The organism is Aliigemmobacter aestuarii (assembly GCF_004799285.1).
GTDB lineage: Bacteria > Pseudomonadota > Alphaproteobacteria > Rhodobacterales > Rhodobacteraceae > Aliigemmobacter > Aliigemmobacter aestuarii.
Genome location: NZ_SSND01000001.1, coordinates 941,707 through 962,298, shown reverse-complemented (window position 1 = coordinate 962,298; position 20,592 = coordinate 941,707). Strand labels below are relative to the sequence as shown.

The 20,592-nt window shown below is 67.2% G+C and carries 17 protein-coding genes; 13 read left to right on the top strand and 4 right to left on the bottom strand.

The features are described from left to right. The first annotated feature begins 29 nt into the window (after positions 1-29). A complete protein-coding gene (locus tag E7811_RS04640; RefSeq protein ID WP_281277022.1) occupies positions 30-923 on the top strand; it encodes a bifunctional 5,10-methylenetetrahydrofolate dehydrogenase/5,10-methenyltetrahydrofolate cyclohydrolase in 894 nt (297 codons plus the stop codon). Between the two features lie 17 nt (positions 924-940). Continuing rightward, on the top strand, positions 941-1,831 hold the full coding sequence (gene folD / locus E7811_RS04635) for a bifunctional methylenetetrahydrofolate dehydrogenase/methenyltetrahydrofolate cyclohydrolase FolD (protein ID WP_136393390.1): 891 nt from the start codon (positions 941-943) through the stop codon (positions 1,829-1,831). Positions 1,832-1,847: 16 nt separating this feature from the next. Here the strand turns inward: folD and E7811_RS04630 are convergent, their stop codons facing one another. Beyond that, positions 1,848-2,228 carry a PaaI family thioesterase gene (locus E7811_RS04630; RefSeq protein WP_246020213.1) on the bottom strand — a complete coding sequence of 127 codons (381 nt, stop codon included), beginning with the start codon at positions 2,226-2,228 and terminating at the stop codon, positions 1,848-1,850. A 238-nt stretch (positions 2,229-2,466) separates the two neighbouring features. On the opposite strand from E7811_RS04630, the gene E7811_RS04625 reads away from it, so the two are divergent. After that, on the top strand, positions 2,467-3,174 hold the full coding sequence (locus E7811_RS04625; protein ID WP_136393388.1) for a LytTR family DNA-binding domain-containing protein: 708 nt from the start codon (positions 2,467-2,469) through the stop codon (positions 3,172-3,174). Here the strand turns inward: E7811_RS04625 and pdeM are convergent. Continuing rightward, positions 3,138-3,821, bottom strand: a complete 684-nt coding sequence (pdeM, locus tag E7811_RS04620) for a ligase-associated DNA damage response endonuclease PdeM (protein ID WP_136393387.1) — start codon at positions 3,819-3,821, stop codon at positions 3,138-3,140. The genes E7811_RS04625 and pdeM overlap by 37 nt on opposite strands. 44 nt (positions 3,822-3,865) lie before the next feature. Then, positions 3,866-6,256 (bottom strand): ligase-associated DNA damage response DEXH box helicase, encoded by a 2,391-nt coding sequence (locus tag E7811_RS04615; RefSeq protein ID WP_136393386.1) that lies wholly within the window; start codon positions 6,254-6,256, stop codon positions 3,866-3,868. Positions 6,257-6,415: 159 nt separating this feature from the next. On the opposite strand from E7811_RS04615, the gene E7811_RS04610 reads away from it, so the two are divergent. The 3 genes from E7811_RS04610 (at position 6,416) to E7811_RS04600 (ending at position 9,957) form a co-directional block, all read left to right on the top strand. Next, the gene (locus tag E7811_RS04610) at positions 6,416-7,228 is read left to right on the top strand and encodes a TIGR00282 family metallophosphoesterase (RefSeq protein WP_136393385.1); all 813 of its coding nucleotides are present in this window, start codon (positions 6,416-6,418) and stop codon (positions 7,226-7,228) included. Between the two features lie 86 nt (positions 7,229-7,314). Beyond that, positions 7,315-9,093, top strand: a complete 1,779-nt coding sequence (locus E7811_RS04605; protein ID WP_168732924.1) for an SLC13 family permease — start codon at positions 7,315-7,317, stop codon at positions 9,091-9,093. Positions 9,094-9,213: 120 nt separating this feature from the next. Beyond that, positions 9,214-9,957, top strand: a complete 744-nt coding sequence (locus E7811_RS04600; RefSeq protein ID WP_136393383.1) for a YebC/PmpR family DNA-binding transcriptional regulator — start codon at positions 9,214-9,216, stop codon at positions 9,955-9,957. Between the two features lie 62 nt (positions 9,958-10,019). Here E7811_RS04600 and E7811_RS04595 read toward each other — a convergent pair whose 3' ends face one another. After that, positions 10,020-10,892 (bottom strand): LysR family transcriptional regulator ArgP, encoded by an 873-nt coding sequence (locus tag E7811_RS04595; protein WP_136393382.1) that lies wholly within the window; start codon positions 10,890-10,892, stop codon positions 10,020-10,022. Between the two features lie 83 nt (positions 10,893-10,975). Here E7811_RS04595 and E7811_RS04590 point away from each other — a divergent pair, with 83 nt between their 5' ends. From E7811_RS04590 to E7811_RS04560, 7 genes are all read left to right on the top strand, one after another. Further along, on the top strand, positions 10,976-11,365 hold the full coding sequence (locus E7811_RS04590; protein ID WP_136393381.1) for an ACT domain-containing protein: 390 nt from the start codon (positions 10,976-10,978) through the stop codon (positions 11,363-11,365). Further along, entirely contained in the window at positions 11,358-11,963 is a 606-nt protein-coding gene (locus tag E7811_RS04585; RefSeq protein ID WP_136393380.1) for a LysE/ArgO family amino acid transporter, read from the top strand. Before E7811_RS04590 ends, E7811_RS04585 begins: the two co-directional genes overlap by 8 nt. Before the next feature lie 68 nt (positions 11,964-12,031). Beyond that, positions 12,032-12,949 carry a DMT family transporter gene (locus E7811_RS04580; protein WP_246020211.1) on the top strand — a complete coding sequence of 306 codons (918 nt, stop codon included), beginning with the start codon at positions 12,032-12,034 and terminating at the stop codon, positions 12,947-12,949. Between the two features lie 99 nt (positions 12,950-13,048). Then, complete coding sequence (locus E7811_RS04575; RefSeq protein ID WP_136393379.1) at positions 13,049-14,266, top strand: DUF2793 domain-containing protein; 1,218 nt, start codon at positions 13,049-13,051, stop codon at positions 14,264-14,266. A gap of 12 nt (positions 14,267-14,278) precedes the next feature. Beyond that, positions 14,279-15,013, top strand: a complete 735-nt coding sequence (locus E7811_RS18105; protein ID WP_211092083.1) for a hypothetical protein — start codon at positions 14,279-14,281, stop codon at positions 15,011-15,013. A 144-nt stretch (positions 15,014-15,157) separates the two neighbouring features. After that, the gene (locus E7811_RS04565; protein WP_136393378.1) at positions 15,158-16,462 is read left to right on the top strand and encodes a UDP-glucose dehydrogenase family protein; all 1,305 of its coding nucleotides are present in this window, start codon (positions 15,158-15,160) and stop codon (positions 16,460-16,462) included. A gap of 173 nt (positions 16,463-16,635) precedes the next feature. Then, positions 16,636-20,586, top strand: coding sequence for a calcium-binding protein (locus E7811_RS04560; RefSeq protein WP_136393377.1), 3,951 nt, complete (start codon positions 16,636-16,638; stop codon positions 20,584-20,586). Positions 20,587-20,592 lie beyond the last annotated feature (6 nt).

The window sequence follows — 20,592 nt, the reverse complement described above, 5'->3', positions numbered from 1 at the left end:
CGAGACGGCGGAAGAAGGCGGGGGCCGGAGTGGCAGCGACACTGATCGACGGAAAGGCCATTGCTGCGGGAATGATGCAGGCGGCGCGCGCCGAGGTCGCCGAGCTTGAGGCAAAGGGATGGGCACCGCGTCTGGTGTCGATCTCGGTCGGGGATGTGGCCGCCGCCGAACTTTACGTGCGCAACCAGCGCCGGCAGGCCGAGGCGGCGGGCGTGGCCTTCGAGGCACGAAACTACCCCAACACCATCAGCCTTGAACAGCTTTCCGGCGTGATCGCCGGGCTGAACGCGGACCCGCGCGTCAACGGGATCATCATCCAGCGTCCGCTGCCCGGGCATATCCCGGTGAAGGCGCTGCAACGCGCGGTTCATCCGCTGAAGGATGTCGAAGGGATGCACCCGGCATCCATCGGCAACATCGTCTATAACGACCTGGCGCTTGGCCCCTGCACGGCGGTGGCGGCGGTCGAGATCCTGAAGACGCTGCCCCTGAACATCGAGGGCCTGGATGTCTGCGTGATCGGCCACAGCGAAATCGTCGGCAAACCCATCGCCTTCCTGATGATGGGGCTGGGGGCGACGGTCACGGTCTGCCATCACATGACCCGGCAGGTCGCGGTGCATTCGCGGGCGGCCGATGCGGTCTTTGTTGCGGTGGGCAGACCCGGCCTGGTGACAGGCGCGATGCTGAAACCCGGCGCGGCGCTGATCGACATCGGGATCAACCGCATCGAAGGCCCGGACGGAACGGCCCGCACCGTGGGTGACGCGGATTTCGACAGCTGCGCCGAGGTCGCGGGCTGGATCACGCCGGTTCCCGGCGGGGTCGGGCCGGTCACGGTCGCCACGCTTCTGCGCAATGCCGTGCTGGCCACGCGGATGCAGATGGACCATTACAGCCGCGCCTTCGCGGCCGAACAGTGAAGAAGGGGGACAGACCCATGACGGCGAAGATCATCGACGGCAAGGCCTTTGCGGCCAAGGTGCGCGAACAGGTGGCAGCCCATGTCGCGCGGCTGAAGGAAGAGCAGGGGATCACCCCCGGCCTTGCCGTGGTTCTGGTGGGCGAGGACCCGGCGTCGAAGGTCTATGTGTCGTCGAAGGGCAAGCAGACCGTCGAGGTCGGCATGAACTCCTACGAACACAAGCTGCCCGACACCACCGGCGAGGCCGAACTGCTGGCCCTGATCGCCAGGCTGAATGCTGATCCGGCGGTGCACGGCATCCTTGTCCAGCTGCCGCTGCCAAAGCACCTGAACAGCGACCTGGTGATCAATGCGATCGACCCCGCGAAGGATGTGGACGGGTTCCACATCTCGAACGTGGGCCTTCTGGGGACGGGGCAGAAATCCATGGTGCCCTGCACGCCGCTTGGCTGCCTGATGATGCTGCGGGACCATCATGGATCGCTGGCGGGAATGGATGCGGTCGTCGTCGGACGGTCGAACATCGTGGGCAAGCCGATGGCGCAGCTTCTGCTGGGCGACAGCTGCACCGTGACCATCGCGCACAGCCGCACGAAGGATCTGGCCGAAGTTTGCCGCCGCGCCGATATCCTTGTCGCCGCCGTGGGCCGGCCCGAGATGATCCCGGGCGACTGGGTCAAGCCGGGGGCGACAGTGATCGACGTGGGGATCAACAGGATCGAACGCGATGGCAAGGCACGCCTGGTGGGCGACGTGCATTACGACAGCGCCGCCGCCGTGGCCGGTGCCATCACGCCGGTGCCCGGTGGCGTCGGTCCGATGACGATCGCCTGCCTTCTGGCCAACACGCTGACCGCCTGCTGCCGTGCGAACGGCCTGCCCGAACCCGAGGGGTTGACCGCCTGACCGGCGCGGCCGGGGATCAGCCCCGGTCGGTCGCCGCGTCCACGGGGACCATCGTGCCCTGGAAGATCGCGATGCTGTGTTCCTTGTCGCCCGTCACCGCGACGACCTCGGCGGTGACGACGGTCAGGCGGCGACCGGCCTTTACCACGCGGCCGCGGGCGATCAGCCTTTCGCCCAGGGCGGGCGCGATCAGGTTGATCTTTGCCTCGGCCGTCATCACCTCTTGCCCCGGTGGCATCAGGGTCAGGGCGGCATAACCCGCCGCGCTGTCCGCCAGTGCGAAGGTCAGGCCGGCATGTCCCGCGCCATGCTGCTGGGTCGCGCCGGGCAGGATCGGCGCCTCGATCCGGCAAAATCCCCCTGCGGCCTCGACCAGCGATGCATGAAAAGTCGTCATCAGCCCCTGACGGCTGAAACTACTCGAAATTCTTGGGTCGATCCTGGTCGGTTGCGCTGTCATGTCGCCTTCATTTCCGGTTGCGAGAGCCTATAGGTAGTTGATTCTTGCAGGCGGTGACAGCTAAGGGAAGCTGTAGTCGCGTAAATGGTATGTCGAGATGATGAGGGTTTGGAAAGTTCTGGAGAGCGATCTCCGGTCGCCGTTGCCATATCTGATATGGCTTGTCGTCACGATCATGTTCGGTCTTTCCGGGCCGTTCGGCAGTTTTCAGGCGCTTGACCTTTGGCCACGCATGGCGTTCTGGGCAGGTGCTGCCCTGGTAGCCGTGTTGCTTGGACTGATCGTCGATGCCTTCGTGACCGAGATCATGGGGCTCCGCGGTTTCGGCCGTGGGGCCATGATGACCTCGGCCCTGGTCACGGCACTCCTGACCGGTCCGCTGCTTCTGGTCTGCGAGCAGATGTTCGGGGCGCATCTATCGTTGATGGACTACAGCGCCGAATTTGGCGTCTTTGTCTTTTGCGTCACCTTGTCGGCCGCGGCCGTCCGGCTTGCCCTGAAGACCGGCAACGCCTTGCCTGACGCCTTCACCCTTGCGGAAGCGGAACCCCATTCCACCAGCGATCCCCGTTCCCCGCGCCTGCTGGAGCGTCTGCCCGAGGAGGTGCGTGCCGAGGTTGTTTCGGTGTCGGTGCGCGACCATTATGTCGACGTGAAGACGGAGGCGGGAAAGGCCAGCCTGCTGATGCGGTTTTCCGATGCCATCGCCGAGCTTGAGGGCGTCGATGGCGATCAGGTCCATCGGTCGCACTGGGTTGCTTGGAACCATGTCACGGGTGCCGAACGGGTGGGAAACAAGCTTGCGGTGCTGATGCGCTGCGGACGGCGCATTCCGGTCAGCCGAAATCACCGCGACAAGCTTGAGGAGCGCGGGCTGATCTGATCCAGCGGCGCCACGATCGGGCGCGGGCCGGTCAGGATCACCCTTGCGCCCTTTCCGAACAGATCGCGCAGCGCGGGCGTGGTACAGTCGAGACCGCCCGTATAGCTGCCGTAGGCCGGCAGGACGAGCCTCGATCCGTCGGTGACGAAGCAGGGGCGCGAAAGCCCCGCGATCCGGGCCTTGGGGTGGAAGTGACCCGACACCTCTGCCCCGCCGTCCGGTTCGGCAATATGCCGGAACGACAGCGGCCCGACCCTGAGGCTTTCCAGATGTGCGCCGCCGATGTCGATCGGCCCCGGATCGTGGTTGCCTTCGATCCAGAGCCAGTCGCGCCCGGCCATCAGCCGCAGCAGCCAGAGCCGGTCGGCCTCGTCCATGGCCTCGGCGGCGGCCAGATCGTCGAAACTGTCGCCAAGGCAGATGACCCGCGCGGGCCGCACCGCCTCGATATCGGCATCGAGCCGGGCAAGGGTGGCGGCGCTGTCATAGGGCGGCAGCAATGCGCCCGCCCGGCGGGCCATGCGTTCGGACCGGCCCAGATGCAGGTCCGAAACACAAAGCAGGCCTTCATCGGGCCAGAACAGCCCGCCCGAGGGCAGGGCGATCAGCGCGGCGCCGGAGAGGGTGAGGCTGTGGCCAAGGGTCATGCCCGCCTTCTGCCCGATGGCGCAGGGCGGGGCAAGGATCGCCGTCAGGCCAGCCCCGCCGCCTTCATCAGGCGTTCGGCGGCGGCCTCGGCAAGACGTTCGCGACCCTCGCCCTGCACCGGGATGCGGCCCGGTTCCAGAAACAGCGGGGCGGCCAGCGGCGTCACGCGGTCAAGCCGGACAAGGTCGATCCGGCCTTCGGTGCGGGCGATCATCTCTTCGATGCGGGCGAAATCGACGAGGCCGCGCATCGCCTCTTGCCGGGTGATGTCCAGCAGAAGATGGCCCGGATCGAACCTGTGCAGCGTGTCATAGAGGATGTCCGAGGAAAACGTCGCCTGCCGCCCCGTCTTGCGGCGGCCCTGATGGCTGCGCTCGATCAACCCCGCGATGATCGCCGAGGCGCGGAAGGTGCGCTTCATCACGGCATTGCCCGACAGCCAGCCTTCCAGCCCGTCGCGCAGCGCCGCGATGTCGAACAGGGGTGCGGGGTCCGTCACCGGCTCCAGCCCCCAGATCAGCGTGGCATAGTCCGTGGCGACGAACCCCAAGGGGGCAAGGCCGGTTTCCTCCATCCGCTTGGTCAGCAGAAGGCCAAGTGTCTGCTGCCCGTTGCGCCCGGCAAAGCCGTAGACGCACAGATGTTCGCGCCCGTCGTGGGGAAAGCTTTCCAGCAGCAGCCGGTCGGGTTCCGGCAGGCGCGACACGTCGCGCTGAAGCGCCAGCCATTCGGCGGTATGGCGCGGCAGGTCGGGCCACGCCTCTTGCTGGAACATCCGCAGGATGCGTTGGGTCAGAAGGGTCGATGTGGCGAATTTCGTGCCGTTGAAGACAGCCACCTTGGGGTCGCGACCGGGCTGGCGCGTGACCTCGACGGTCATTTCGCGCAGGCCTTCGTAGCGGACGATCTCGCCCCCGATCAGGAAGGTGTCTCCGGGGGTGAGGGTGGATGCGAAGCCCTCTTCGACCTCGCCAAGCGGTGTGCCGCCGGGGCGGCCTTTCAGCCGCACCTTCAGCGTCTCGACGTCGATGATCGTGCCAAGGTTCTGCCGGATCACGGCGGCCTGCCTTGGGTCGCGCAGCTGCCAGCGGCCATCGCGCAGGACAAGGCGCTGCCAGCGGTCATAGGCGCGCAGGGCATAGCCGCCGGTGGCCACGAAATCCAGGCAGGCGTCGAATTCGGGTCGCGTCAGGCTGCCGTAGGGGCCGGCCTCGCGGACCTCGGCGAAAAGAGCATCCGCCTCGAACGGGCCGGAGGCCGCCGTCATCAGGATATGCTGGCAGAGCACGTCGCGGGGGCCGGGGCCGCGCGGTTCGCCATCAAGATCGTGATCGCGCACGGCCTGGAGGGCAGCCACGCATTCCACCACCTCGAACCGGTTGGCCGGAACCAGAAGCGCCTTGGAGGGGGCGTTGTAGCGGTGGTTCGCCCGCCCGATCCGCTGAACCAGGCGCTTGACGTTCTTCGGTGCGCCGACCTGGATGACCAGATCCACATCGCCCCAGTCGATCCCCAGATCCAGCGATCCGGTGCAGACCACGGCGCGCAGCTTGCCTGCGGCCATTGCCGCCTCGACCCGCTCGCGCTGTTCGCGCGCAAGGCTGCCGTGGTGGATGCCGATGGGCAGGCTGTCTTCGTTGGCAAGCCAGAGGTGATGGAAGAACAGTTCGGCCTGGGCGCGGGTGTTGTGGAAGATCAGCGTCGTGCGGTGGCGGCGGACCTGGTCGAGGATGGCGGGAATGGCATGGCGCCCGCCCCCGCCGGCCCAGGGCGGCGGCGCGCCGGTGTCGAGCATCGAGATGTCGGGATCGGGGCCGGGATCGGCCTGGAGGATCGCGGTATCGGGGCCGAGATAGCGTGCAAGCGCGGGCGGGTCTTCGACCGTGGCCGAAAGCCCCACGCGGCGCAGGCCGGGCGCAAGCCGGGCCAGGCGCGCGAGGCACAGCATCAGCTGGTCGCCCCGCTTCGATTCGGCCAGCGCGTGGATTTCATCCACGATCACCCGTTGCAGCCCTGAAAAGATGCGGGGGGCGTCCTCGTAGGACAAAAGGAGCGCGAGGCTTTCGGGGGTGGTCAGCAGGATATGGGGCGGGTCGGCGCGCTGGCGCCGCCGCTGGGTGTAAGGGGTGTCGCCGGTGCGATCCTCGATCCGGATCGGCAGGCCCGCGCCTTCGACCGGGGCGCGCAGGTTGCGCCGGATGTCGGCGGTCAGCGCCTTGAGGGGCGAGATATAGAGTGTGTGGAGTCCCGCATGGCCCTGCGCGAGTTCTGCAAGCGAGGGCAGGAATCCGGCCAGCGTCTTGCCCCCGCCGGTGGGTGCGATCAGGAGCGTCGAGGCCCGTCCGGCCCGTGCCAGCATGTCGGTCTGATGCGGATGCAGCGCCCAGCTTTGGGCGGAAAACCAGTCGGCAAGGGGGCGGGGCAGAGCGGGCATGGGGCGAAGGTAGCCAGTGCGCGGGCGCTGTCAAACCCGGACCTGCGGAAGGACGGAGAGCGCCGGGGGCTGCCTGCCCCCGGACCCCCGGGGGTATTTTGGCCAGGTTGAAGACGGGCGGGGCTTGTCTGATGGCGGAGGGCGGCCTATTGGCAGGGAATGAAGCTTTTATTCCTTGGCGATGTGATGGGGCGCGCGGGGCGCAAGGCGGTCATTGACCGGCTTCCGGGCCTGCGCGCGGAATGGGGCCTCGATTTCGTCGTGGTCAACGGCGAGAACGCATCGAGCGGCGCGGGGCTTACGGCCGAACACGCGCGGCTTCTGCTGGATGCGGGGGCCGATTGCCTGACGCTGGGAGATCATGCCTTCGACCAGAAGGACATGCTGACCTTCGTGGAGCAGGAGACCCGGATCATCCGCCCGCTGAACTTTGCCAAGGTGGCGCCAGGACGCGGCGCGCGGCTGTTCCAGGACAGGCGCGGACGCAAGGTTCTGGTCGCGCAGGTTCTGGGGCAGGTGTTCATGAAACGCCCCTTCGACGATCCGTTCAGTGCGATCGACGGGGTGCTGAAGACGCATCCGTTGGGCGGGATGGCGCAGGCGGTGATCGTCGACATGCACTGCGAGGCGACAAGCGAGAAGATGGCGATGGGCCACTGGTGCGACGGGCGGGCGAGCCTTGTGGTGGGGACCCATACCCATGTGCCGACGGCCGATGCGATGATCCTGTCGGGCGGGTCGGGGTATCTGACCGATGCGGGGATGTGCGGTGACTATGACAGTGTGATCGGCATGAACAAGGCCGAACCGATGCGCCGCTTCATCACCGGCATGTCGAAATCGCGATTCGAACCGGCGACCGGCGAGGCCACTCTGTCGGGCATCTATGTCGAGACCGACGACCGCAGCGGCAAGGCCACGCGCATCGTCATGGTGCGGATCGGCGGCCGCCTGCCGGAAAGTCGCCCCTGATCCGGCGCGTGGCATTCGCCTTGCGTTTCGATTGCTTTCCCCGTGCGGATCGTTAGACAGGCTGTCGGGGATTTTCGGAAGGCATCATGTTCGGGCTCGAACTTTCGGCGACGGTGCAGGCGTATCTTGCGGTGGCGATCGTCCTGGGGATGTTGGCGCTGTTCATCCGCGAGACCTTTCCGGTCGAGGTGACGGCGATCGGCGGTGCGGTGGCGATGCTGGTCCTGGGCATCCTGCCGCAGGATGACGCGCTGGCCGTCCTGTCGAACCATGCCCCCTGGACGATCGCGGCGATGTTCATCATCGTGGGCGCGCTGGTACGGACCGGGGCTCTGGACTGGGTCACGCAACTGGCGGGGCGGCATGTCGAGGCGCGGCCCGTGACCACGCTGTTCGTGCTGTCCTTGGCGATCATCGGCATGTCGGCCTTCATGAACAACACGCCGATCGTCGTCGTGATGCTTCCGGTCTTCATGCAACTGGCCAGGCAGATGCAGATGTCGCCGTCCAAGTTGCTGATCCCGCTCAGCTATCTGGCGATTTTCGGGGGTACGGTCACGCTGATCGGGACATCGACGAACCTTCTGGTCGACGGTGTCGTGCGCCGGGCCGGGCTTGAGCCTTTCGGCATCTTCGAGATCACGCCGCTTGGCCTTGCGATGTCGGCGGGCGGGCTGATCTACCTGGCGCTGTTCGCGCGCCGCCTGCTGCCGGACCGCGACAGCATGTCGGTGATGCTGTCGGACCGGTCGAAGATGAAGTTCTTCACCGAGGTGGCGATCCCCGAGGGGAGCGCCCTGATCGGCCGCAAGGTCGATGAGGTCGAACTGTTCAAACGCGACAGCCTGAGGGTGATCGACGTGCTGCGCGGCGATGCGAGCCTTCGTCGCGCGATGGCGGATGTGGTGCTGGAAGAAGGCGACCGCGTGGTGCTGCGCACGCCCATGTCCGAGGTGCTGAGCCTGCAGCAGCACAAGGAACTGCGACTGGTCGACAAGCTTTCCTCGGTGCAGACGACCACGGTCGAGGTTCTGATCACGCCCGGCTGTCACATGGTGGGCCGGAGCCTGGGGTCGATGCGCCTGCGGCGGCGTTATGGTGTCTATCCGCTGGCCGTGCACCGGCGGAACCAGAACATCGGGCGTCAGCTTGACGACCTGATCGTGCAGGTCGGCGACACGCTGCTTCTGGAAGGGGCCCCGGCGGACATCCAGCGGCTGGCCGCCGAGATGGACATGGTCGATGTCTCGCGCCCGTCGGAACGGGCCTATCGGCGCCGCCATGCGCCGATCGTGATTGCGGTTCTGGCCGGTGTGGTCGGGCTTTCGGCGCTGAACCTGGCGCCGATCGTGATCCTGTCGATGATCGGGGTGGCGATCGTGCTGCTGACCGGCTGTATCGACGCCGAGGAGGCGTTCGGGTTCATCGAAGGGCGTCTTCTGGCGCTGATCTTCGCGATGCTGGCGGTTGGCGCAGGGCTGGATCATTCGGGCGCGGTGCAGCTGATCGTGAACGCGATTGCCCCGGCGATGACGAACCTGCCGCCCTTCGTCCTGGTGTTCGCGGTCTACGGGCTTGCCTCGATCCTGACCGAGATGGTGTCGAACAACGCGGTCGCGGTGATCCTGACGCCGATCGCGATCGGGCTTGCGCAAACGCTCGGGATCGATCCGCGCCCGCTGATCGTGGCGGTGATGTTCGGCGCTTCGGCCAGTTTCGCCACGCCGATCGGCTATCAGACCAACACGCTGGTCTATGGCCCCGGCGGCTACCGGTTCACCGATTTCCTGCGGATCGGGATTCCGCTGAACGTGACCATGATGTTCGTGATGTCCTCGCTGATCCCGATCTTCTTCCCGTTCTGACAGGCCGGTGACGAAGCGTCGCTTGCGGCGCGCCGCGCGCGCCGGGGTTGCCCTGCCCCCCGGCGCTGCGCTATAGGCCCCACATTCAGCCGAAATACCGCATGACCGGAGTAGGGCACCATGGCAGGCCATTCGAAATGGGCGAACATCCAGCACCGCAAGGGCAAGCAGGATGCGATCCGCTCGAAGATGTTTTCCAAGCTGGCGAAGGAGATCACCGTCGCCGCAAAGATGGGCGACCCCGACCCGGAGAAGAACCCGCGCCTGCGACTGGCGGTGAAGGCCGCCAAGGCCGTGTCGATGCCCAAGGACGTGATCGACCGCGCAATCAAGAAGTCGATGGGCGGCGATGCCGCCGACTACACCGAAATCCGCTATGAGGGCTATGGCGCGGGCGGCATCGCGATCATCGTCGAGGCGATGACCGACAACCTGAACCGGACCGCCTCGAACGTGCGCAGCTACTTCACCAAGGCGGGCGGCAACCTGGGCCAGACCGGATCGGTCAGCCATTCCTTCGACCGCGTGGGCGAGATTTCCTATCCCGTCGGCGCGGGTGACGCCGATACGGTCATGATGGCCGCGCTTGAAGCGGGCGCGGATGACGTGGAATCCGACGACGAGGGCCACTGGATCTATTGCGCGGTGGAAAACCTTTCGGACGTGTCCGACGCGCTGGAAAAGACGCTTGGGGAATCCACCGAATCCAAACTCGTGTGGCGCCCGCAGTCGCGCACCGAGGTCGATCTGGACACGGCGCAGAAGCTGATGAAGCTGATCGACCTGCTGGAAGAGGATGACGACGTGCAGACCGTCACCCACAATTTCGACGTGCCCGAGGATGTGGCGGCACAGCTTGCCTGAGCCTTCCTGACCACGAGATTCCCGACAGCCCCCCTTGCGGGGGCTGTCTGCATTTCGGGGGATCAGACCAGCGCGGCCTGCGCCGCTTTCCGGATCGCCTCGGTCAGCGGGGAAAGCGTGCGGGCGGAAAGCCGGGTGAACTGCCAGTTGAGCGGCACGTCAAGCGGCGTGCCGGGGATGATCTCGACAAGGCGCCCGGTGGCCAGATGGGACGCGATCAGCGGTTCGGGGTTCATTCCCCAGCCAAGACCCGCGAGGGCCGCGTCGACGAACCCCTGGCTTGAGGCGATGCGGTGGGTCGGAAAGGGAAAGGGCGGGCCGAAGCGCGCCGCAAGCCAGGCGCTCTGCAGGCGGTCCTTGTCGGAGAATGTCAACGCCGGGGCGCGGGCCATCGCGGCGGCCGTGGCCCCGCCGGGCAGGTGGCGGGCCATGTAGGCAGGGCTTGCCGTGGCGCGATAGCGCAGATGGCCCAGAGGCACCGTGTCGCAGCCCTGAAGCGGGCCCGGATGCGAGGTGATCGCGGCCGCGACCTCGCCCCGGCGCAGCCAGTCCTGTGAAAAATCCTGATCGTCGATCACCAGATCGAACAGCAATCCGGGGCAGGCGGCCAGCGCCGGGATCACCCAGGTGGCAAGGCTGTCGGCATTGACTGCAAGCCGGATCGTGGCCGGCCCGCCATCGGGCAAGGGCAGGTCGGCCGCCAGCGTGGTTTCCAGAAGTGCCACCTCGTCATGGTGGCGGATCAGGCGCAGCCCGGCGGGCGTTGCGGTGCAGGGCTGTCCACGCCGGATCAGAAGCGTGCCGATCCGTTCCTCCAGCGCCTTGATCCGTTGCGATACCGCCGAGGGCGTCAGCCCAAGCTGCGCCGCGGCAAGTTCGAACGACCCGCGCCGGTGAACGGCGGCGAGAGCGGCGAGATTGGGATAGTCGATCATTAGAGTTTCTTAATCAACTGGAGAAAGATTAAATTGATTGAAGGTGGAACGTGATCCTATGTCAAGCAAACGGGAGGATCGCGATGACGGGTGAAACGGATCTGGCGGTGCTGTTGCGGTCGATGCAGCCCGACCTGCGGGGGAAAGACTGGGGCTTTGCAGTGGCTCACGCAGTGCCCGAGGGTATCCTGCCTTTTGCCACAGTCGCCGAGGATGAAGGGCTGACGCTGGTGGCGCCGATGGCGGCGCTTCAGTCGGCGGGGCTGGCGCCCGAGGGGCCGATGGCGCGGATCAGCCTGACGGTCCATTCGTCGTTGCAGGCAGTGGGGCTGACGGCGGCCTTTGCCACAGCACTGGGGCAGGCGGGCATCAGCGCGAATGTGATCGCCGGTTTTCACCACGACCACATTTTTGTTGCGGCGGCGGATGCCGACCGGGCCATGACCGTCCTGAGGGCGCTTTCGAATGCTTGAAGCAGCGCTGGCAGGGTATTTCGTGGCGCTGAGCCTGATCGTCGCGATCGGTGCGCAGAATGCCTTTGTGCTGCGCCAGGGCCTGCGGCGCGAACATGTGCTGACGGTCGTCCTGATCTGCGCGCTGTCCGATGCGGTTCTGATCGCGGCCGGGGTTGCGGGGTTTGGCGCGGCCTCGGCGCGGCTGCCCTGGCTGGGCGAGGCGATGCGGTGGGCCGGTGTAGCCTTCCTTCTGGTCTATGGCGCGTTGCGGTTCCGCGCCGCGTGGCGCGGGGGCGAGGCGCTGATGCCGGCCGAAGCCACCCGTGCGCCGCTGCGGCAGGTGGTGCTGATGTGCCTGCTGTTCACCTGGGCCAATCCACATGTCTATCTGGATACGGTCGTCCTGATCGGTTCGGTCTCGGCGCAATACACGCCGCACGGGCTGATCTTCGGCCTTGCCGCGGCAACGGCCTCGCTGTCGTTCTTTTCGGCGCTCGGGTTCGGGGCGCGGCTGCTGGCGCCTGTCTTTGCCCGCCCCCGTGCCTGGGTGATGCTGGAAATCGGCGTGGGCTGCGTGATGTGGGCGATCGCGGCGGGCCTTGCGATCGGGGCCTGAGGCCATCGCAGGGCGGCCATGCGTGGTCGGCCCTTGCCATTCGCCGCGCCTTCGGGTCAGGTCGCGGCATGGCCGATGCACCTGCCCCTTCTGCCCCGTCCCGCCCGCTGGTCGGCGTCCTGTGGATGCTGGCCTCGGGCCTGAGCTTTGTCGGCGTGACCGGCATCGTGCGGTATCTGGGGACCGACCTGCCCGCCGCGCAATCGGCCTTCCTGCGCTTTGCCTTCGGCGTCGTGTTCCTGCTGCCAAGCCTGCTGCCGCTGATCGGGCGCGGCTTTGCCCCCGGCGCGATGCGCCTCTTCACGCTGCGGGGGGTGGTCCACACGGCGGCGGTCGTTGCATGGTTTTATGCCATGGCGCGTATCCCCGTGGCCGAAGTGACCGCGATCGGCTATCTGAACCCGGTTCTGGTGACGCTTGGGGCGGCGCTGTTCTTCGGGGAAAAGCTGGCGCTGCGCCGGATCATGGCGGTCGTGGTCGCGATCCTCGGGGCGCTGATCGTGCTGCGGCCCGGTGTGCGCGAGGTGACGGACGGCCACATGGCGCAGGTCGCCGCAGCGTTCTTCTTTGCCGGGTCGTATCTTTTTGCCAAGCGGCTGAGCCAGATGGAAAGCGCGGGCACGGTCGTGGCGATGATGTCGCTGTTCGTGACACTGGGCCTTCTGCCCTTCGCGATCTGGGTCTGGGTGCCGGTCAGCCCGGCACAACTGGGCTGGCTTGCCCTTGTGGCAGCCTTCGCCACCAGCGGCCATTACTGCATGACGCGAGCCTTCACCGCCGCGCCGCTGACGGTGACGCAGCCCGTGACGTTCCTGCAACTTGTCTGGGCCACGCTTCTGGGGGCGCTGGCCTTCGGCGAGGCGGTCGATCCTTTCGTTCTGCTGGGGGGCGCGGTGATCATCGCCGCGGTCAGCTACATCACCTGGCGCGAAGCATCGCTGAAGCGGCGGGCGATCACCCCGGCCGTCGGGGAAACCAAGGTCTGACCCTGTTGCGCGGGGCATGCCTTTGCCGCGCGCCCGGTTCATCCCGCGTGAAGCCTGCGCACATAGCTTGCCGCGCCAGGCGATCCCGCGGAGGTTTTCATGCCCGATCAGACATCGGCCCTGTCCTTACCCCTGATCCTGCCATCGCAGGCCCAGAAGCACGTCACCCATAACGAGGCCCTGCGCATTCTCGACGTGGCCGTGCAGCTGAGTGTGCAGAGCCGGTCACAGACCGATCCGCCCCCGAACCCGGCCGAGGGGGCGCGGTTCATCGTGAAGTCGCCCGCCACGGGGGCCTGGCAGGGTCACGCGACCGAAGTGGCGACCTTCACGCCCGAGGGGTGGGAGTTCCACGAACCAAAGACCGGATGGCGGGCCTTCGTGGAAGACGAAAGCCAGATCGCCGTCTTCGACGGTCTGGCCTGGGTCGTGCTGGGGGGCGAGCTGTTGTCGACCGACATGATCGGGGTCAACACCACCGCCGACCCGGTCAACCGGCTTTCGGTCAAGGGTGATGCGGCGCTGTTCAACGCCGAAGGCAACGGCATCCGGGTCAAGATCAACAAGAACGGCGCCAACCAGGTGGCAAGCCTTCTGTTCCAGATGGGGTTCAGCGGGCGGGCGGAACTGGGCCTGATCGGCGACAACGACCTTTCGGTGAAGGTCAGCGCGGATGGCACGACCTTTACTGACGCGTTGCAGGTCGCGCGGGATACGGGGCGGGTGCGCGTGCCTGTCGGTCTCAGGGCGCAGTCCGGCACGGCTGCGGCGCCGTCGCTATCGTTCATCGACGATCCGAACACCGGCCTGTTCGCCCCGTCGCCGGACGAAATCGGTTTTTCCACCGATGGCGTGGCGCGCGCGGTCCTGACGAATGCGGGGCTGGATGCGGTGAACCTGACGCAAGGCGGCAGCCAGGTCTTCGGACGCAACAACCTTCTGGGTCCGGTCGCCTTTCAGGGCGGGCTTCCTTCGGGGGCGGTGATCGAGACGGGCGAAAATGCCAATGGTCGTTTCGTCAAATTCGCCGACGGCACGGCCTTTTGCCTGCACCGGCTGACCGGCATCAGCACGACCGCGCAGATCGGCGCTTCGGGGATCTATTTCAACAACCCGAATTTTTCCTGGAACTTCCCGATCACCCTGCAATGGAACAAGCCGCGCCTTCTGTGGGGCAATGTCAGCAACACCGCGCCCGGCATTTCGGTGAATCTCGCCTGGGACAATGGCACGGGCATGGTCGGCGGGCGGGTCTATACCAACGGCGCGCTTGGCAGTGTCGATGTCACCGTCGGCGTCTTCGGCTTCTGGAACTGAGGAGGATCACGGATGTTCAGGATCGGGTTTTCCCCCGTGCGTTCGGAAGACCGGCTGAGCCTGTCGCTTGACGGCGACCGGATCACCATCAACGGCCAGCGCTTCGATCTGGCGCCGCTGGACGAGGGCGCGGCGCTGCCCGCCTTTCATCCCTGGGTCGAAGGCGAGATTGTGCGGCAGGGGGGCGTCATCCTTCTGCGCCTGCGTCTGCCCCATGGCCCCGATGCGCCCGAAGAGGCCAGGTTTCCGAAACCGGCGACGGATGCGTCAGAGGTTCCGGGCAATACCCCCTGGGACGGCGAGGTCATCGATCAGCCCGTGGACTGGGCCGGAATGATCCCCGCTGAAAGCCGCAACACCGCGGCACTGCGCGAGGCCCGCGCGCTGGCGTTGCAGCAGGTAACGGCGCGGCTGGAGGCGGTGGCGCTGGCGATCACCGGGGCCGTGCCCCTGGTCGAGATGCTGAGCTGGGGTCCGAAGGAGGCGGCCGCGCGGGCCTGGGTTTCCGGCGATGCCGGGGCCGAGGCGCGCGCCCTGATCGAGGGCGAGGCGACCGTGACCGGGGAAGAACCCGGCACGCTCGCCGTCCGGATCCTCGCCAATGCCGACGCCTATCGCGCCGCCGTCGCGGCGCTGACAGGCCTTCGGCGCAAGGCCGAGGTGGCCCTGGCTGCGGCCGCCACCCCGGCCGAGGTCGGCGCGGTCGCGGCCGGGATCGACGATCAGCTTCGGACCATGGCGGGTTGATCCGCCCGGGACGACCGAGACCCCGCGACACCGCCCCCATCCGGGGCGGTGTTTGCATTGACGCCCCCCGTATGGCTTTGCCGGTTTGACTTGTCCGGGGCGAGTGCCTAGAGATCGGGCAAAAGCGTAAAGGTGGGCAGTGCCATGAAAATCGCCATGATCGGAACGGGCTATGTCGGGCTGGTGTCGGGCGTGTGCTTTTCGGACTTTGGGCACGAGGTCGTCTGCGTCGACAAGGACCCGGCCAAGATCGACAGGCTGCGGGCGGGCGAGGTGCCGATCTTCGAGCCGGGACTCGAAGACCTGATGGCGAAGAACGTGAAGGCGGGGCGGCTGTCCTTCACGCTGGATCTGGCCGAGGCGGTCGCGGGGGCGGATGCCGTCTTCATCGCGGTGGGAACGCCCACCCGGCGCGGCGATGGCCATGCGGACCTGACCTATGTGATGTCTGCCGCGCGCGAGATTGGCGCGGCCCTGACCGGCTATGCCGTGGTGGTGACGAAGTCGACCGTGCCGGTGGGCACCAATCGCAAGGTGGCCGAGGCCGTGGCCGAAACCGCGGGCGATACGCCCTTCGATGTGGCCTCGAACCCCGAATTCCTGCGCGAGGGCGCGGCGATCGACGATTTCATGCGACCCGACCGGGTGGTCGTGGGCGTGGAAAGCGAACGCGCGAAGAAGGTGATGGCCGATATCTACCGCCCGCTGTCGCTGCGCGAGTTTCCTGTCGTCTACACCAATCTCGAATCCGCCGAGATGATCAAATACGCGGCCAACGCCTTTCTGGCCACCAAGATCACCTTCATCAACGAGATCGCGGCGCTTTGCGAACGGGTCGGCGCCGATGTGAAGGCGGTCAGCAAGGGGATCGGCATGGATGGGCGGATTGGGGCCAAGTTCCTGCATGCCGGCCCCGGCTATGGCGGCAGCTGCTTTCCCAAGGATACCAAGGCTCTGGCCCGGATCGGGCAGGAACATGCTGTTCCGATGCAGATCACCGAAACCGTCATCCGCGTGAACGAGGAGATCAAGCATCGCATGATCGCCAAGATCGTGGACCTGTGCGGCGGCGTGCTGCGTGACAAGGTGATCTGCGTTCTGGGTGTCACCTTCAAGCCCAACACCGACGACATGCGCGAGGCGCCGTCGCTGACCATCGTTCCGGCACTGGTAGGCGCCGGGGCGAAGGTGCGCGTCGTCGACCCGCAGGGCCGGCACGAGGGCGAGGCATTGCTGCCCGGCGTCAAATGGGCCGAAAACCCCTATGGAGCGGCGCAGGGGGCTGACCTGATCGTGCTGCTGACGGAATGGAACGAATTCCGCGCGCTCGACCTGCAGAAACTGGCGCGCAAGATGGCCCATCCCCGGATGGCCGACCTGCGCAACGTCTATGACCGCGACGAGGTCCTGGAAGCAGGGTTCGAGGCCTATGAGGGCGTGGGCCGGTAGACCGCGCCTTTCGGTCTTTCGCGACAAGAGACGACGCGGGGGCCCTGGCCCCCGTTTCCTTATTCGCGCGCATGCAAGGCAAATGCCCCAATGCCGCCATCATCGGTTAAGCCCCCGCTGACCCCGCAGCGCCACCCTGTTCCCGGGTGTGTGAGACATGTGTGGGGAATGCTGTGGCAACGATCTCGGTCTACGGGACGTTCGGCGGCGCGTCCGCGTCCTTTCTGACGGGGATCGCCGATCTTTTCCTGCGGGATGGGCCGGGGGGCCTTCATCTTTATTCGGCCACGCGCAAGGGCGCCGTCATGGTGCTGCTGGTCGATGCAGGCTGGGTCAGGATCGACCAGGCGGGCGGCGGCGGGGGCGCGGTTCTGCCCGCGCCCGCGCGGTTCGGCCTGTTCGATCTGGGCGGGGCACCGCTTCTTGCGCTGACGGGCGCCGATGAAGCGCGCATCGGCGGCTGGCGCCTGAACGCCAACGGCGCGCTTGGCGCGGTGCAGGACCTCCAGGGATCGGCCACCGGGCGTCTGACCGCACTGGAAACCGCGTCCGTCGGATCAAACGCCTATCTTTTCACAAGCCGGATGGGCGAACAGTCGATCCTGGGCTACCGGCTGAACGCCAATGGCACGGCCACGGCGGTTTCCGAATTCGACCATTGGGGCGAATTGCAGGGCGTGGACATCACCAGCCTGAAGGCGGTGGCGGTCGATGACGGCATGCGGCTTCTGGCGCTTTCGACGACGGGCGATGTGCTGCGGTCCTTCACCATCGGATCTGGCGGCGCGCTGACCTTGACGACAACGCTTGGCGCGGGCGGCGGGCTTGGCGTGTCGAACCCGTCGGATATGGAAACCTTTTCGGCCTATGGCGCCAGCTGGGCGGTGGTCGCGGGGGCCGGATCGTCCTCGCTCAGCGTGGTGGAGATGCGGCCGAACGGGCGGCTTCTGTTGCGCGATCATGTCGTCGATACGCTGGAAACCCGGTTCCAGGGCGTGCAGGCGGTCGAGGTCATCGAACAGGCGGGCCGGGTCTACCTGTTCGCGGGCGGAGGCGATGACGGGTTGACGATGTTCACCCTGATGCCCGACGGGCGGCTTTTGTGGCTGGCCGAGGCGCTGGCCCGTCCCGGCGCGCGGATCGACAATGTGACGGATATCGAGGGGGTCTTTCGCGGCGGCATCTTCGATCTTTTCGTCGCCAGCGAAAATGGCGGCCTGATCCGGGTGCAGGCCGATCCCGGCCCGATCGGCCAGACCACCCTTCTGGGGTCCGGCAACGATACCCTCGCCGGAGGTGCCGCGGGTGACATGATCGCGGGCGGTGGCGGCAACGATTCGCTGCGCGGCGAGGGCGGGCAGGACATCCTGATCGACGGCGCGGGCCAGGACACGCTGCGCGGGGGCGCGGGGGCGGATGTCTTTGTGCTGACAGGGGACGGGACGACCGACACGATCCAGGATTTCGATCCGACCGAGGACCGGATCGACCTGACGGATTGGGGCCGCATCTTCAGCTTCGAAGAAATCCGCCACAAGGAACGCCGCAACGGCGCCCTGCTGACCTGGGGGGATGAACAGCTTCTGGTGGTATCCGCGGACGGTTCCGCCCTTCCCCGTTCGGTCTTCGAAGAGGCCGATCTGTTCCGTCTGTGGCATGTGCGCGCGCCCGGTCCGGCCGAAGGGCTGCGGATCAGGGCCGCGGCGCAGGGCGACACGCTGACCGGCGGGGCGGGCGAAGATACGCTGGTCGCATCGGCGGGGGCCGACGTCATGCAGGGTGAGGACGGGTTCGACCTGGTCGACTACGGCGAGGCCACGTCGGGTGTGACCGTCGACCTTGTGACACCGACGGCGAACCTGGGGTTTGCCCAGGGCGATCGGCATTCCAGCATCGAGGGCGTTCTGGGCAGCGCCTTCGCCGACATCCTGATGGGCACCGGGGGGCGGAACGTGCTGCGGGGCGAGGGTGGGAACGACCGGCTGGCTGGACGCGGTGGGAATGACCTTGTCTATGGCGGCCCCGGTGATGACACGCTGGCCGGCGGCGCGGGGCGCGATCTGCTGCATGGCGGGGCGGGGACCGATCTGGCGGACTATGCCGAGGCGTCCGGCCCGGTCCGGATCGACCTGCATGACCCGTTCCGCAACACCGGCGAAGGTGCGGGCGATCGGCTGGTGGCGATCGAAGGCATCATCGGCAGCCGCTTTGCCGACCAGCTTTTCGGCGATGGCGGCGACAACGATCTTCGCGGCGGGGGGGGCGACGACCGGCTGACAGGGCGCGACGGGCATGACCGCTTGCAGGGCGATGGCGGCAATGACCTGCTGCGCGGGGATGCGGGGGATGACACGCTGATCGGCGGGTCGGGGTTCGATACGGCCGATTTCGGCGGCAGCATCGCGGTCACGGTCTCGCTGGCCGTTACCGGGCGGCAGAACACCGGCACGGGGCTGGACCTTCTGGGCGGGATCGAGGCGCTGACCGGAGGCACGAAGGCCGACCGGCTGACCGGCAACACCGGGGCGAACCGGCTGGACGGCGGGGCGGGGAATGACACGATTTCGGCCGGGGGCGGGGCCGACACGGTGATCGGCGGGTCGGGCAATGACGTTCTGGACGGCGGGGCCGGTTTCGACTGGCTTTTCTTCGGCAGCGTCCGGGGGGGCTTGCGCGTTTCGCTGGCCGCGACCGGCTGGCAGGTGACGGGCGAGGGGACTGACCGGCTTCGCGGTTTCGAGGCCCTGTCCGCAGGCGCCGGAAACGACAGGCTGACCGGCAGCGCCGGGGCCAACCGGATTCTCGGTGGGGCGGGCCATGACACCATCGCCGGAGGTGGCGGTGCCGATACGCTGGAAGGCGGCGCCGGGACGGATACGCTGATCCTGTCGCCATATCCCACGGCGGGCGCCTCCCTCGCCGCCGACCTGGCCTCGCTCTACGTCCGGACGCCCTGGGGCACGATCCGCCACAGCGGATTTGAAAACCTCGTCGGCGCGAACGGCAACGACAGCCTCAACGGAAACGGGCTGGCGAACCGGCTTGAGGGCGGGGGCGGAAACGACCGGCTGCAAGGCCGGCAGGGAAATGACACGCTGATCGGCGGGGACGGCCGCGACCTGCTTTTCGGCGGGGCGGGCAATGACCAGCTCTATGGTGGCAACGGTCGCGACATCGCCGATTTCAGCGGAGCGATCCAGGGGGCGCGGGTCGATCTTGGCCTTGCTCGATGGCAGGGAACGGGCGAGGGGGCCGATCTTGTCGTTTCGGTCGAGGATCTGATCGGCGGGACCGGGCGGGACATCTTCCGGGGATCGGCCGGGGCCAATCTTCTGATCGGCGGCGGTGGCGCCGACCGGCTTGACGGACGCTCGGGCGCCGACACGCTGAAGGGCGGCGCGGGAAACGACAGGCTGACCGGCGGCGCCGGAAACGATGTGATGCTGGGTGGCGGTGGCAGCGACACGGTCCTTTTCACCGGGCGTGCGGCCGTGACACTGAACCTGTCGAAACAGGGCTTTCAGAACACCGGGCATGGCCGCGACCGCATCGCCGGTGTCGAGAACGCGCAAGGCGGCGGCGGGAATGACCGGATCACCGGCACGGGCGGCGCGAACACGCTGTCGGGGCAGGGCGGGAGCGACCGGCTGGAGGGCCGGGGCGGGAATGACCGCCTGTCGGCCGGCGGCGGTAATGACCGGCTTTCGGGCGGTTCCGGGGCCGATCGCCTTTCCGGCGGAAGCGGGCGCGACCTGCTGGCGGGGGCTGGCGGAAATGACCGGCTGGACGGTGGCGGGCAGGCCGACCGACTTTCCGGCGGGGGTGGTCGCGACCGGCTGGACGGCGGCGGCGGCAGTGACATCCTGACCGGCGGCGCCGGGCGCGATACCTTCGTCTTCGGCGGCGGTGTCGATGTGGTCACGGATTTCACCCGCCTCGACCGGATCGTGATCCTTGATCAGGGCCTGCCCGCTTCGCGCTTCATGTCGGGCGCGCGGGTTCTGGATCGCTATGCCGAGGAACGTGGCGACGCGGTCATCCTCGATTTCGGGCGCGGCGACAGGTTGATCCTTGAGGACGTGGCCGACATGCGCGGCCTTGCCGATCGGATCGACGTGATCTGATCGCCG